At 67.6% G+C, this 13,080-nt stretch carries 8 protein-coding genes; 7 read left to right on the forward strand and 1 reads right to left on the reverse strand.

The window, feature by feature from the left end:
- Positions 1–182 precede the first annotated feature (182 nt).
- The gene (locus tag C8J46_RS17815) at positions 183–1,082 is read right to left on the reverse strand and encodes a MurR/RpiR family transcriptional regulator (RefSeq protein WP_132741932.1); all 900 of its coding nucleotides are present in this window, start codon (positions 1,080–1,082) and stop codon (positions 183–185) included.
- Positions 1,083–1,243: 161 nt separating this feature from the next.
- Between C8J46_RS17815 and C8J46_RS17820 the strand changes: the two genes are divergently transcribed.
- Genes C8J46_RS17820 through galA form a run of 7 tightly spaced genes read left to right on the forward strand, consistent with a single transcriptional unit; the run spans position 1,244 to position 13,018 of the window.
- Positions 1,244–2,647, forward strand: a complete 1,404-nt coding sequence (locus C8J46_RS17820) for an amino acid permease (RefSeq protein WP_132741934.1) — start codon at positions 1,244–1,246, stop codon at positions 2,645–2,647.
- Positions 2,644–3,579, forward strand: coding sequence for a carbohydrate kinase family protein (locus tag C8J46_RS17825; RefSeq protein ID WP_132741936.1), 936 nt, complete (start codon positions 2,644–2,646; stop codon positions 3,577–3,579). Before C8J46_RS17820 ends, C8J46_RS17825 begins: the two co-directional genes overlap by 4 nt.
- Positions 3,563–4,942 carry a 6-phospho-beta-glucosidase gene (locus C8J46_RS17830; RefSeq protein ID WP_132741938.1) on the forward strand — a complete coding sequence of 460 codons (1,380 nt, stop codon included), beginning with the start codon at positions 3,563–3,565 and terminating at the stop codon, positions 4,940–4,942. The genes C8J46_RS17825 and C8J46_RS17830 overlap by 17 nt, the downstream gene beginning before the upstream one ends.
- Positions 4,943–4,957: 15 nt before the next feature.
- Positions 4,958–6,295: an ethanolamine permease gene (eat, locus tag C8J46_RS17835; RefSeq protein WP_132741940.1), complete on the forward strand. Its 1,338-nt coding sequence runs from the start codon at positions 4,958–4,960 to the stop codon at positions 6,293–6,295.
- On the forward strand, positions 6,292–8,100 hold the full coding sequence (locus tag C8J46_RS17840; protein ID WP_165886627.1) for a M61 family metallopeptidase: 1,809 nt from the start codon (positions 6,292–6,294) through the stop codon (positions 8,098–8,100). The genes eat and C8J46_RS17840 overlap by 4 nt, the downstream gene beginning before the upstream one ends.
- Entirely contained in the window at positions 8,097–10,160 is a 2,064-nt protein-coding gene (locus tag C8J46_RS17845; protein ID WP_132741944.1) for a phospholipase C, phosphocholine-specific, read from the forward strand. Before C8J46_RS17840 ends, C8J46_RS17845 begins: the two co-directional genes overlap by 4 nt.
- On the forward strand, positions 10,157–13,018 hold the full coding sequence (gene galA / locus C8J46_RS17850) for a beta-galactosidase GalA (RefSeq protein ID WP_132741946.1): 2,862 nt from the start codon (positions 10,157–10,159) through the stop codon (positions 13,016–13,018). Before C8J46_RS17845 ends, galA begins: the two co-directional genes overlap by 4 nt.
- Positions 13,019–13,080 lie beyond the last annotated feature (62 nt).

Genomic DNA, 13,080 nt, shown 5'->3' on the forward strand with positions numbered 1-13,080 from the left:
CTGTAGATCAACAGCCTTTGGCGGTTGAACTCCCTGTCTCGGCCCTCCCCCATTGGGGGGGGAGCGCTGTAGGCGCGGGAGGGGGAAGCAAGCGATCACTTCTGTTTCATGTCCGCCCCCTCCGTTCGGCAAGCGCCAGCCACCTCTACAGGGGACTATTGGGGATCCGCGGGCTATCCTCCTTAGGAGGCATCCGCCGCGACCGAAGTTTTGCCACGCCCCCGCCGCAACGCGCCGCGCTCCTGTTCGTAGGCGAGGCCGACGACCAGTGCCTGCGCGACGCACAACGATGCCGATAGCGAACGGAACCCGCGCACCTCCGACTCGCGGACTACCATCGTTTGAGTCGCCAGCTTGGCGATCGGGCTAGCGAGACTGTCGGAGATCGCGAGAATTTTCGCGCCGGCGATCGACGCCGCCTCGACCGCGCTGATCGTTTCCGGAGCGTAGGAATGATAGCTGATCGCGATGACCAGATCTTTTGCGGAGATCGCGCGAAACTGCTGCAGCGCCAAACCGCCAACACCGTCGATCAGGACGGTCGGCTTGCCAGCCTGCGGGATCGCATAAGCGAGATAGGTCGCGACCGGAAACGCGCGGCGCATGCCGACAATATGAACGATCTGCGCCTTGCGGATTAGCGCGACCGCATCGGCCAGCCCTTCCTGCCCGATCGTCGCGCGGGTATTCTGGAGCGCGCGGATATCGCCTTCGGTAAACTCGTCGATCAGCGCGCCGACGCCGCGCGCGGACACCGAATGATCGACCGTCGCGGTGAACTGATGCACCCGCTCGCCATACCCGAGCGAGGCGTTGTTCGCGAGCAGGCTGTCGCGCAATAGCCGTTGCATCGGTCCCGCGCCGGTATAGCCGAGCGACTTGGCGAAGCGCACGATCGCCGAGGGCTGCGTACCCGAACGTTCCGCGATCACCGTCAGCGTCTGCAGCGCCATGTCGTCGGGATGATCGAGCACATAGCGCGCCACATGCTGCAACCGCTTGCTGAAACCATCGTACCGCGCGAGGATCGTATCACGCAGTTCGGTCGCCGTCGCAGGCGCCGGACCTGGCATATCGCTCATTCCATTCTCCTATGGTCAGCGATCATACGAACCAGCGATACGATTACAATCCGTCAGCATGGAATGAAAATTCCATATTGACAAACATACGGTAATATCTGTCTATTATGAAGACACGGGCTGAGGGGCAACGCGATGGCTGACGACCGGACACTGTCACGATGACGGCCGCGCTACCGACCGGGTTCGGCCCGCGTACCGCGGCCGGACCGACATACCGCAACGCCCTACCATCAGGCGAGCCCGCCCGTCTGATCGGCTTTTCCGGTGCGCTGTCGGCCAACCTGCTCAACATGATCGGGATCGGACCTTTCATCACGATCCCGCTTGCGCTTGCCGCGATGGGCGGACCGCAGGCGTTGCTCGGCTGGCTGCTCGGCGCGCTGCTGTGCCTGTGCGACGGGTTCGTCTGGGCCGAACTCGGCGCGACACTGCCACGCTCGGGCGGACCGTTCCATTACCTGCGCGAGGCGTTCGGATCGGCCAAGCTCGGTCGGTTGTTCGGCTTCCTCTATCTCTGGCAGACGCTGTTGATCGGACCGATGTCGATCGCGTCCGGAACCGTCGGCTTCGCACATTACGCAACCTTCCTGTGGCCGTCGCTGAACGGCTGGAGCCTCGCCGCGCTCGCGGTAGGGCTGTGCCTGCTCAACACAATGCTCCTTTACCGCGACGTCGGCTCGATCCAGCGGCTCTCGGTGGCGATCAGCGTCATCGTGATCGGCGCGTGCCTGTGGATCATCCTGAGCGGCGTACCGAGCTTCAGTACCGCGCGCGCGTTCGACTTTCCAGCCGGCGCGTTCACGCTGTCGCACGGCTTCTGGATGGGGCTTGGCGCCGCGACGCTGATCGGCGTCTATGATTATGGCGGCTACAACAATGTCTGCATGCTGGGCGGCGAGGTACGCGAACCACGCAAGCTCATCCCGCTTGCGATCCTGGTGTCGATCCCGCTCGTCGCGCTGCTCTATGTCGGGCTAAACCTTGCGATCCTCGGCGTGCTGCCGTGGCAGCAGGCGATGAAAAGCCAGGCGGTGGTCGCCGATTTCATGAGCGCGATCTATGGCCCGATCGGCGGCATCACCGTCGCGATCCTGATCCTGATCGCCAGCTGGGGCTCGGCGCTGGTCATGCTGCTCGGCTATTCGCGCGTCCCCTATGCGGCGGCAGCCGAAGGCGAGTTCTTCGCGCCGTTCGCCAAACTGCATTCCAAGGGTGGCTTCCCCGCGGTGTCGCTGCTGTTCATGGGGGTCGCCTCCGCGGTCGCCTCGGTCGTATCGCTCGAAAACCTCATCGCGGTGCTGATCATCGTCCAGATCCTGTTCCAATACACTGCGCAATGCTTCGCGGTGGTCGCGTTGCGCCGCCAGAAGCGCGCCGATGCGAAAAGCATCTTCCGCATGCCGCTCTATCCGCTGCCGATCGTCGTCACGCTGGTCGGCTGGCTGTTCATCGTCGGCACCAGCCGCCCGGTCCACGTCGCCGCCGCGTTTGGCATGATGGCGCTCGGCGTGCTCGTCTTCCTCGCGCTCGCGCGTCGCGAAGCGCGCTGGCCGTTCGCATGACCGCGCTACCCACGCCAAGGTTCGACGTCGCCATCATCGGCGAGATCTATGTCGACCACGTCTTCAGCGGCTTCGCATCCTGGCCGAAGCCGGGCGAGGAGGTCGTCACCGACGCCTATGTTCGCGCGATGGGCGGCGGGGCCGCAGCGACCGCGTGCGGTCTCGCCAGGCTCGGCCGCACCGTCGCGCTGGTCGGCCTCGTCGGTGCCGACGACCACGACTGGTTCGCGACCGGCCTCGCCCGCTACGGAGTCGTCGCCGACGGGCTGGTCGTCGGGGATGGCGCGACGGGCACGACGATCAGCGTATCGACCGCGGAGGACCGCTCGTTCTTCACGCATATCGGCGTCAACCATCGGGTCGGCGCGCTCTGCGCCGGCGTGGGGCTCGCGGTGCTGCGACAGGCGCGCCATGTCCATTTCGCGATGCCCCTGCCGCGCGACGTCGCCGATGCGGTGCTGCCGGTGCTCGCCGCCGCAGGGATCACCACCTCGCTCGACATGGGTTACCAGCCCGCCTGGCTCGCTGATCCGGCCAACCGACCGACGCTTGCCGCGATCGACCACCTGCTGCCCAACGAGAAGGAGGCGGAGCTGCTTTGTGGCAGCCCCGACCCCGTCGCCTATTTCGCGCACGCAGCCTTGCTGCCGCTTCGTCATCCGATGCTCAAGCTCGGCGTGCGCGGTGCCGCGGCGATAGAGTTTGGGCAAATCGTCCGCATCACGCCGCCGTCGGTTATCGCGGTCGACGCGACCGGCGCGGGCGATGCGTTCGACGCGGGCTTCATCGACGCGCTGCTCGACGGTGGCGACGCCGCCGCCCGCCTGCAACGCGGCTGTATCACCGGCGCCTTGTCGACCCGCAAACCGGGTGCGCTTGCCGCCATTCCCGACCGTCACGAACTCCGGAGCACCCATGACCGTACCTACTGACCGCAAACTGACGTTGATCGGTGGCGGCGGCGTCCGCACCCCCCTCGTCACGTTCGGCGTCAACGAAGCGGCCGAGGCACTCGGCGCGCGCGAGTTGGTGCTGTGGGATCCCGATGCCGACCGGCTCTCGATCATGGCGTCGCTCGGCCGAGCGATCGTCAAGCAGGAGGGCGGCAGCCTGGTCGTACGCGAGGCATCCTCGATCGAGGACGCGGTCGAGGGCGCATCGTTCGTGATGAATAGCATCCGCGTCGGCGGCATCACCGGCCGCGCCGCGGACGAACGCAAGGCGATCGAGCACGGCTATCCGGGGCAGGAAACCACCGGCCCGGCGGGCGCGGCAATGGCGATGCGCACGGTACCGATCGCGATCGAGCAGGCACGACTGGTTGAACGGCTCAGCCCCGATGCATGGATCGTCAACTTCACCAATCCGGCGGGCCTGATCACGCAGGCGATCGCGAACCACACCAACGCCAAGATCGTCGGCATCTGCGACACGCCGACCGAGCTGTTCCACAACATCGCGCATGCGCTGGGCGCGACGCTGGCGGATGTCGAATGCGACTATGTCGGGCTTAACCATCTCGGCTGGGTGCGCGGCATCCGCCTCCACGGCGAGGACGTGTTCGACCGCGTGCTCGACGACGATGCGGTGCTCGATAAGCTCTATTCCGCGCCGGTGTTCGACAAGGCGATGATCCGCGCGTTGCGGCTGATCCCGACCGAATATCTCTTCTTCTATTACGAACGCCGCCGCGCGCTCGCCAACCAGTGCAAGCACGGCTCGAGCCGCGGCACCGAGGTCGAGGCACTCAACGTCGAACTGATCGCGACGTTACGTGATCGCCTCGGCGCCGACGACGGAGCCGGCGCGATCACCGCCTATGCCGCCTATCTCAACCGCCGTTCGGGCTCGTACATGAAGCTCGAGGCCGAGGGCGGCTCGGCGTTCCACCCCGATTCGACTTTCGACATCGATCCGTTCCGCGTCGCCAGCGGCTATCACAAGATCGCGATCGACGTGATGAGCGGCCTGACCGGCGCGGTGCCCGCGACGATCGTCGTCAATACGCGCAATCTCGGCGCTATACCCGGCTTGCCCGATCGCGACATCGTCGAGACCTCCTCGAGGATCGAACGCGACCGCATCACGCCGTTGCCGATCGCGCCGCTACCCGATCCTGCGATCGGCCTCGTCCACGGCATCAAGGCGTACGAGCGCGCCGCGATCGAGGCGGCATTGACCGGCGAGCGCCCGACCGCGCGAAAAGCGTTGCTGATCCACCCTGCGATCGGTGAATGGGATCCGACCGGCGCTCTGCTCGCGGACCTTCTCGACCCGACGTGCCAGCATTGCTGATCGGGTGACCGCCCAGTGACCACCACCCCGCCCCCGACGCTCAAGCGCACGCTGTCCGCGTTCCACCTCTGGGGGATTGCGGTCGGGTTGGTCATTTCGGGCGAATATTTCGGCTGGAGCTATGGCTGGGCGCAGGCGGGGACGCTCGGTTTCCTCGTCACGACCTGCCTGGTGGCGGCGATGTATCTCGCCTTCATCTTCAGCTTCACCGAACTGACCGTCGCGATCCCGCAAGCGGGCGGACCGTTCGCCTATGCCTACCGGGCATTCGGTCCGGTCGGCGGCGCGGTGGCGGGGTTCGCCACCTTGGTCGAATTCCTGTTCGCGCCGCCCGCGATCGCGCTGGCGATCGGCGCGTACCTTCACGTCCAGTTTCCCGGCATCTCGCCACAGTTGTTCGCCGGCTGTGCGTTTGCGGTGTTCGTCGCGCTCAACATCGTCGGGGTGAAGATCGCGGCGACGTTCGAGCTGGTCGTGACATTACTCGCGGTCTTCGAACTGCTGGTGTTCATGGGCGTCGTTGCCCCCGCGTTCGAATGGACGAATTTTACGCGTGGCGGATGGGCGGGCGCAGACACGTTCACCGCAGGCGCGGTCCCCGGCATCCTCGCTGCGGTGCCGTTCGCAATCTGGTTCTTCCTCGCGATCGAGGGCGTCGCGCTCGCTGCCGAAGAAGCGCGCGATCCTGCGCGAACCATCCCGGTCGCCTACCTAGCGGGAATCGGCACGCTGACGCTGCTCGCCTTCGGGGTGATGATCCTAGCGGGCGGATCGGGCGACTGGACGCGGTTGGCGAACCTCAACGATCCCTTGCCGCAGGCAATGGCCGGCGTCGTCGGCCGGTCGAGCGGCTGGCTGCACATGCTGGTCTGGCTTGGGCTGTTCGGGCTGGTCGCGTCGCTGCACGGGATCATCATGGGCTATGCGCGGCAGATGTTCGCGCTCGCGCGGGCCGGCTACCTGCCCGTGATCCTCGGCCGCATCCACCCCACGCTACAGACGCCGCATATCGCGACGCTGGCGGGCGCGATCGTCGGGATCGGCGCTATAATGGCGGATGCGCGCTTCTCGCTCGCCGGACAGTCTCTCACCGCCAGCCTCGTGATTGTCTCCGCGTTCGGCGCGCTCGCGACCTATATCATCAGCATGGCCAGCCTGTTCCACCTGCGCCGCTGCGAACCCGCGCTCGCCCGCCCCTATCGCGCGCCGTTCTACCCCGCCGCCCCGACACTCGCGCTCATCCTCGCGACCGGTGCGTTCGCGACGATGGCATGGTCGAACCCGTTGCTATGCGTCTGCTTCGTGGCGATCGTCGGAATCGCCGTCGTAGTCAGCGCGCGAGGCAAAACGTGAAACGTCTCGCGCTGTTGCTGGTGCCTGCATTGATGGGCGCCGCCAATCCACCCCCGATCACGCTCGCGGTCGACGCGACCGATGTCGCGCACGGCATCGTCGCGGTGACCGAGACGCTGCCGATCGACCGGGCGGGGCCGCTGACGCTGCGTTATCCACGCTGGATACCGGGCACGCACCGCCCGTCCGGACCGATCGCGCGGATCGCGGGACTGCATTTCAGCCAAGATGGCCGCACGGTGTCCTGGCAGAGGGACGTGGAGGATCCGTACAGCTTCCACCTCAACCTGCGCGCCGCCACGCCGCTCATCATCCGCTTCGACTATCTCTCGCCGACCGACGTTTCGCAGGGCGACGTAACGATGACGCCAGCGATGACGGTCTTGTCGTGGCACACCGTCTCGCTTTACCCCGCCGGGGGCGCGGTCGGCGATCTTCGCGTGCAGGCCAGCGCCGTATTTCCCGCCGGCTGGCGGTCCGCGACCGCGCTCGCGCCGGGCCTGTCGGGGGACCGCGTCGCCTATCCGGCGGTCAGCTACGCAACGCTGGTCGACTCGCCCGTGCTTGCCGCGCGCCACATGCGGTCGGAGACGCTCGCGCCCGACATCCGCCTCGACATCGCCGCCGACCGGCCCGAGCAACTCGCCGCCACTCCGACGCAGATCGCGCTCCACCGGCAGATGGTGGCGCAAGCGCTCAAGATATTTGGCCGGCCGCCGTTCGATCATTACGATCTGCTGCTGTGGCTGTCGGACACGATGGACAACCAGGGCCTCGAACATCGTCGCTCGTCGGAGAATGGCGTCCCGGCGGGCTATTTCACGCAGTGGCCGCTGATGGCGGCACGGCGCAACCTGCTGGCGCATGAGTTCACGCATGCGTGGAACGGCAAATATCGGCGACCCGCCGACCTGACGACCACCGATTACGCACAGCCGATGCACGGCGATCTGCTCTGGCTCTACGAAGGGCAGACGCGGTTCTGGGACTATGTCCTGCAGGCGCGCAGCGGACTGGTATCGCGGCAGGACACGCTCGACGGTCTGGCCAGGATCGCCGCCTTCTACGCGACCGCGCCCGCGTTCGACTGGCGCAGCATCGGCGACACCACCGCCGACGTGGTGATGGCGGATACGCGCGGCTGGCCCGATTATCAGGGATCATCCGATTATTACGAGGCGGGCAAGCTCGTGTGGCTGGAGGCGGACCAGTTGATCCGCGACCGCACCGCGGGCCGCCGCTCGCTCGACGATTTCGCGAGGACGTTCTTCGCGGCGGATGGCGATCCGAACCACGCCTCACCCTATGCCCGCGCCGACGTCGTCGCCGCGCTCGGTGCCGTCATGCCCTATGACTGGGACGCGTTCCTGCGCACGCATGTCGAGGAGCCGGGGCGACCGCCGCTCGGCTGGATCGAACGGGGCGGCTACCGCCTCACCTTCGTCGCCGCGCCGCCACTCTATTGGCGCTCGATCGAGCATCGTGCCGGCGTGATCGACCTGCGCCATTCGATCGGCCTGTCGATCGGATCCGGCGGCGCGGTGCGCGAGGTTGCCTGGGATGGTCCGGCGTTTCGGGCAGGCCTCGCCCCCGGCGCGACGCTGCTCCGCGTCGGCACGCGACCGTATAGCGACGCGGCGCTTCTGGCCGCGATCCGCAGGCGCCGTCCGGTCGCGCTCACAGTCCGCCAGTTGGGTATGCAGCGCCTCGTCACGATCGCGTGGACGGGCGGGCTGCGCTATCCGACGCTGGTCCGCGCAGGCCCGGCCCCCGCCGGGCTCGACTCGATGCTGGAGCCACGATGATCGACCATCCCACCCGCCGGACACTGATCGGCGCCGGACTTGCCGCCGCCACGACGGGCGTGCTGCCCGGTACCGTCTCGAGCGCGATCGGGCGGGCGCTCGCGATCCCCGCCGATGTCCGCACTGGCACGATCGCCGATGTCGATCATGTCGTGATCCTGATGCAGGAGAATCGCGGCTTCGATCATTATTTCGGCACCTTGCGCGGGGTCCGTGGCTTTGCCGATCCGCTACCGATTCCGCTCCCCGTTCCAGGGCCGGGAAACCGCGACATCTGGGCGCAGGAAACGACGGACGGCCGCCACGTCGCGCCGTTCCATCTGTCGACCGAGGAGCATTTCGCGCTTATGCGGATGGCGGGCACGCCACACACCTGGCCCGATGCGCAGGCGGCGTGGGATCACGGCCGGATGGCGCGCTGGCCCGCGGCCAAGACCGAACGCTCGCTCGGCCATTACGCACGCGCCGACCTGCCCTTCCAGTTCGCGCTCGCCGAGGCGTTCACGATCTGCGACGCCTATCACGCCGCGATCCAGACCGGCACCAACACCAACCGCATCATGCTGTGGACCGGCACCAACGATCCCGCCGGCACGCACGGCGGCCCGGCGATCGGCAATTCGCACGACAGCCTGCCCGCCGATGGCGGCTGGCCCGAGGGCTATCGCTGGACAACCTATCCCGAGCGATTGCAGGCCGCCGGCATCGACTGGCGGATCTATCAGGACATGGCGGACAATTTTACCGACAACCCGCTGGCCGGGTTCGCAGCCTATCGTGGCGCCGCGCCCGGCTCGGCGCTGCACGACCGCGCGATGACCACGCACGGGCTTGACCAGTTGCGCGCCGATGTCGTCGGCGGGACGCTGCCGCAAGTGTCGTGGATCATCGCGAATGCGGCCGGGTCCGAGCATCCCGGCCCGTCGAGCCCGGCGCAGGGTGCCGCCTATACCGCCGCGGTGCTCGAAGCGCTGACCGCCGATCCGAAAATCTGGGCGCGGACCGCGCTGTTCGTGATGTTCGACGAGAATGACGGCTTCTTCGATCACGTGCCGCCGCCCGCGCCGCCCTCGCCCGACGCGAGCGCACCCGGTGGTTTCGCGGGCGCGTCGAGCATCGCCACGGCCGCAGACTATCATCATGTCGCCAGCCCCGGCGAGGCCAAGGCCGATACGCCCGAATGTCGCGGCCGCCCTTACGGTCTGGGCCCGCGCGTACCATGTTACGTCGTCTCGCCCTGGAGCCGCGGCGGCTGGGTCAATTCGCAGGTCTTCGATCACACCTCGGTGATCCGCTTCCTCGAAACGCGCTTCGGGGTGGCCGAGCCCAACATCTCGGCGTGGCGCCGCGCGGTGTGCGGCGACCTGACCTCGGCGTTCGACTTCACCCGCGCAAACGGCGCAGCCCCTGCCCCGCTGCCCGACCCGCGCGCGACCGCCACACGCGCCGCCGCCCTGAAGGGGCAGCCCGAACCGCACGCACCGGCTGCCGGTACGCGCCCGCCACAGGAACCGGGTATCCGGCCCTCCCGCGCGCTCCCCTATGATCTGGATGCGACGATCGCGCAGATCGACGCGATGGGCATCACACTCGACCTCGCCTGCCGCGGCGCCCCGGTCGTCGTCCACGTCTACGATCGCCATCGTCTCGACCAAATCCCGCGGCGCTACACGCTCGCGCCTGGCGACCGCGTGGCGGCGCGCTGGCCGCTCGACGATCACGGCCGATATGATCTGTGGCTGCTCGGCCCGAACGGCTTCCATCGCCACTTTGCCGGGCAAGGGACCGACAAGGCCGTATCGTGGCAGCTCGATCCGGCGCGCGAAACGCTGTCGCTGACGGTGCCATCCGGCCTGAAGGCGGTTTCGCTGCGCCATACCGACGCGCATCGCGGCTGGCGCGGCAACGGGCGGGCACATCTGCTGTCCCTCGCGAAAACCGGCGGCTGGTACGATATCTTGGTCACCGACCCCGCCGATCCCGCCTTCCGCCGCCGCCTTGCCGGCCGGCTCGAAACCGGACGCCCCTCCTGGTCCGAACCACCGCTGTCACGCACATGATCCCCCCCACCAGACGCGGCATGCTCGCCGGTACCGCAGCGCTCGGCGGGTTTGCCGCTACCGGCGTATCGCTACCCGCCGTTGCGGAGCGCACCCTTGTCTCGCCCCGCCAGCGTCTGTCGCTCGACCAGGGCTGGCGCTTCCACGAAGGCGACATCGCGTTTCCGCCGATTTTCGATCACGAGGCAGCCTATGCCAACGCCAAGGCCGGCAACGCGACCGGCGCCGCCGCCAGCGATTACGACGACAGCGACTGGGCGCGTGTAAAAATTCCGCACGACTGGGCGCTCGGCCAGCCGTTCGAGCCCGCGCAGAACATCGACCAGGGATTTCGCCGCCGCGGGGTCGGCTGGTATCGCCGCACCTTCGCGCTCGACGCAAGTGATCGTGGCCGTCATCTCGAACTGCAGTTCGACGGTATCGCGACGCATGCAACGGTCTGGATCAACGGTACGCTCGCATATCGCAGTTTCAGCGGCTTCACCGGCTTCACGATCGATCTCGGGCCGCTCGCGCTGTTCGGCGACGATTTCAACACGATCGCGATCCGGGTCGATGCGAACGCCACCGAAGGCTGGTGGTACGAGGGTGCCGGCCTGTACCGCCATGCCTGGCTGGTGAAGCGCGCGCCCGTGCATATCGCCACCGATGGCGTCCATGCCGATCCGCGCACCGATGGCGAAGGCTGGTCGGTGCCGGTCACCGTGACGCTCGCGAATACGCTGTCGAGCGACGCTGGTGTGACGGTCGAAGCGATCCTGTTCGACTCTGACGACCGCCCGGTCGCACGTGCACAGACGACCGCGACCATCGCCGCGAACGGCCGGACGGTCGCGGAAATGTCGATCCCGGTCGCAACCCCGCACCCCTGGTCGCCCGAGACGCCGACGCTCTACAGGGTGGCGACGCGCGTGATCGGCGATGGCCAAGTCGAGGACGCGGTCGACACCGCGATCGGCTTCCGGACACTCCGGTTCGACCCCGCCCGCGGCTTTTTCCTCAATGGCCAGGCGTTGAAGATCAAGGGCGTCTGCGCGCATCAGGACCATGCCGGCGTCGGCGTCGCGGTACCCGACAGCCTGTGGGACTATCGGCTGCGGCGGCTCAAGGCGATGGGCGCCAACGCGCTGCGGTGCGCGCACAATCCACCCGCCGCCGAACTGCTCGATGCGGCCGACCGGCTCGGCATCATGGTGATGGACGAGCACCGCGAACTGAGCGCGGCCGACGACACGCTCGACCGGCTCGGCTGGCTGATCCGCCGCGACCGCAATCATCCCAGCGTCATCCTGTGGTCGCTGTGCAACGAGGAATCGCTGCAATCGAGCGCGGTCGGCGTCGCGATGATCGGGCGGATGAAGGCAGTGGTCCGCGCGCTCGACGATACGCGCCCGATCACCGCCGCGCTGAACGGCGCGATGTTCGCCCAACCCAATATCGCTGACGAACTCGACGTCGTCGGCTTCAACTACGGCACCGCGCATTATGATCGCTATCACGCGACCTATCCCGATCGGCCGCTGCTGAGTTCGGAGGACACGTCCGCCTACATGACGCGCGGCGCGTTGCGCACCGACCGCGCCGCGCACGTGCTGGCCGATGACGACAGCGAGCATGCCGGCTGGGGGTTGAGCCACCGGGCCGCCTGGGAATCGATCGCGACGCGCCCGTTCATGGCGGGCGGGTTCGTCTGGACCGGGTTCGACTATCGCGGCGAGCCGACGCCGTTCGAATGGCCGAGCGTCGGTGCTTCGTTCGGCGCGATGGACCTGTGCGGATTTGCGAAAAGCGCGTTCCACATCCGCCGCGCGCTGTGGAGCGACGCACCCGCCCTCGAACTGTCGCCGCACTGGACCTGGCCCGGTCTCGAAGGCCAGCCGATCACGATCATGGCGATTACCAATGCCGAGCGCGTCGTGATGCGGCTCAACGGCCGCGTCGTCGCGGATCAGCCGGTCGACCGGTTCGCGATGGCGAGCATCACCTTGCCCTATGCGCCGGGCCGGCTGGAGGCGATCGCATATCGCAGCGGTCGAGCGGTTGTACATCGACGGATCGAGACGGCGGGGTCTGCCGTCGCGCTGCGGCTGACCCCCGATCGCGGTGCCCTGGACGGCGACGGCCGCGACACGGTGCCGGTAACGGTCGAGGCGATCGACGCGAAGGGCCGCGCAGTGCCGGTCGCGGACACCGCGGTCCGCTTCCGCATCGACGGCGGCACGATCCTGGGCGTCGGCAACGGTGATCCCAATAGCCACGAAAGCGACCTGCCAACAAACGGCGGACGCACCGCTGCGCGGTTCCTGTTCAACGGCCTGGCGCAGGTGCTGGTGCAGGCGCCGGGCGGATCGCGACTGGTTCTGACCGCCGAAGCCGATGACCTAGCCATCGCGCGCCTTCCGCTCGCGGTCGTGTCGCGCACGCGCGCCATCGTCGCACAGCAAGATGGCCGCCAGAGCCTGACCGAATGGCGCCAGGCACCGCCGTCGGCGACGCTCCCCGATCTCGACCGTCCGATCGCCGACGGCGACATGAACAGCTGGGCCTGGCTCAAGCCCGGATCGACCGAGACCGGCAGCACCGGCTCGCGCTACATCCTGTTCCGCGTCGTCTTCACCCCGCGTCGCATGGTCGCAGCGACGGGAGGCGAGATCGTCTTCGCCGCGGTCGCGGGGCCTGCGCGGATCTGGCTCGACGGCAGCCTGATCCACACCAAGGCCGATCCAGCGACGTCGCGCGTGATCGTCCCGCTGCCCGCCGGCACGGGCGATCATGTGCTGCAAGTGCTGTTCGACACCGGCGGCCGGGCGATCCCGTTCGGCCTGGCCGGCACCGTGACCGCCACGACCACCACCTGACGCTCCACAGAAAGTCTCGCCTTGCCTCGTTCTGCTGCCCCCGGGTTTGCGCCCTCCTCTGC

The organism is Sphingomonas sp. PP-F2F-A104-K0414, assembly GCF_004340945.1.
GTDB lineage: Bacteria > Pseudomonadota > Alphaproteobacteria > Sphingomonadales > Sphingomonadaceae > Sphingomonas.

Excerpts from the sequence above, each read along its gene's own strand:
- C8J46_RS17820 (WP_132741934.1), top strand. The coding sequence starts at position 1,244 with ATGACGGCCGCGCTACCGACCGGGTTCGGCCCGCGTACCGCGGCCGGA.
- C8J46_RS17830 (WP_132741938.1), top strand. The coding sequence starts at position 3,563 with ATGACCGTACCTACTGACCGCAAACTGACGTTGATCGGTGGCGGCGGC.
- galA (WP_132741946.1), top strand. The coding sequence starts at position 10,157 with ATGATCCCCCCCACCAGACGCGGCATGCTCGCCGGTACCGCAGCGCTC.
- C8J46_RS17815 (WP_132741932.1), bottom strand. The coding sequence starts at position 1,082 with ATGAGCGATATGCCAGGTCCGGCGCCTGCGACGGCGACCGAACTGCGT.
- C8J46_RS17845 (WP_132741944.1), top strand. The coding sequence starts at position 8,097 with ATGATCGACCATCCCACCCGCCGGACACTGATCGGCGCCGGACTTGCC.
- C8J46_RS17825 (WP_132741936.1), top strand. The coding sequence starts at position 2,644 with ATGACCGCGCTACCCACGCCAAGGTTCGACGTCGCCATCATCGGCGAG.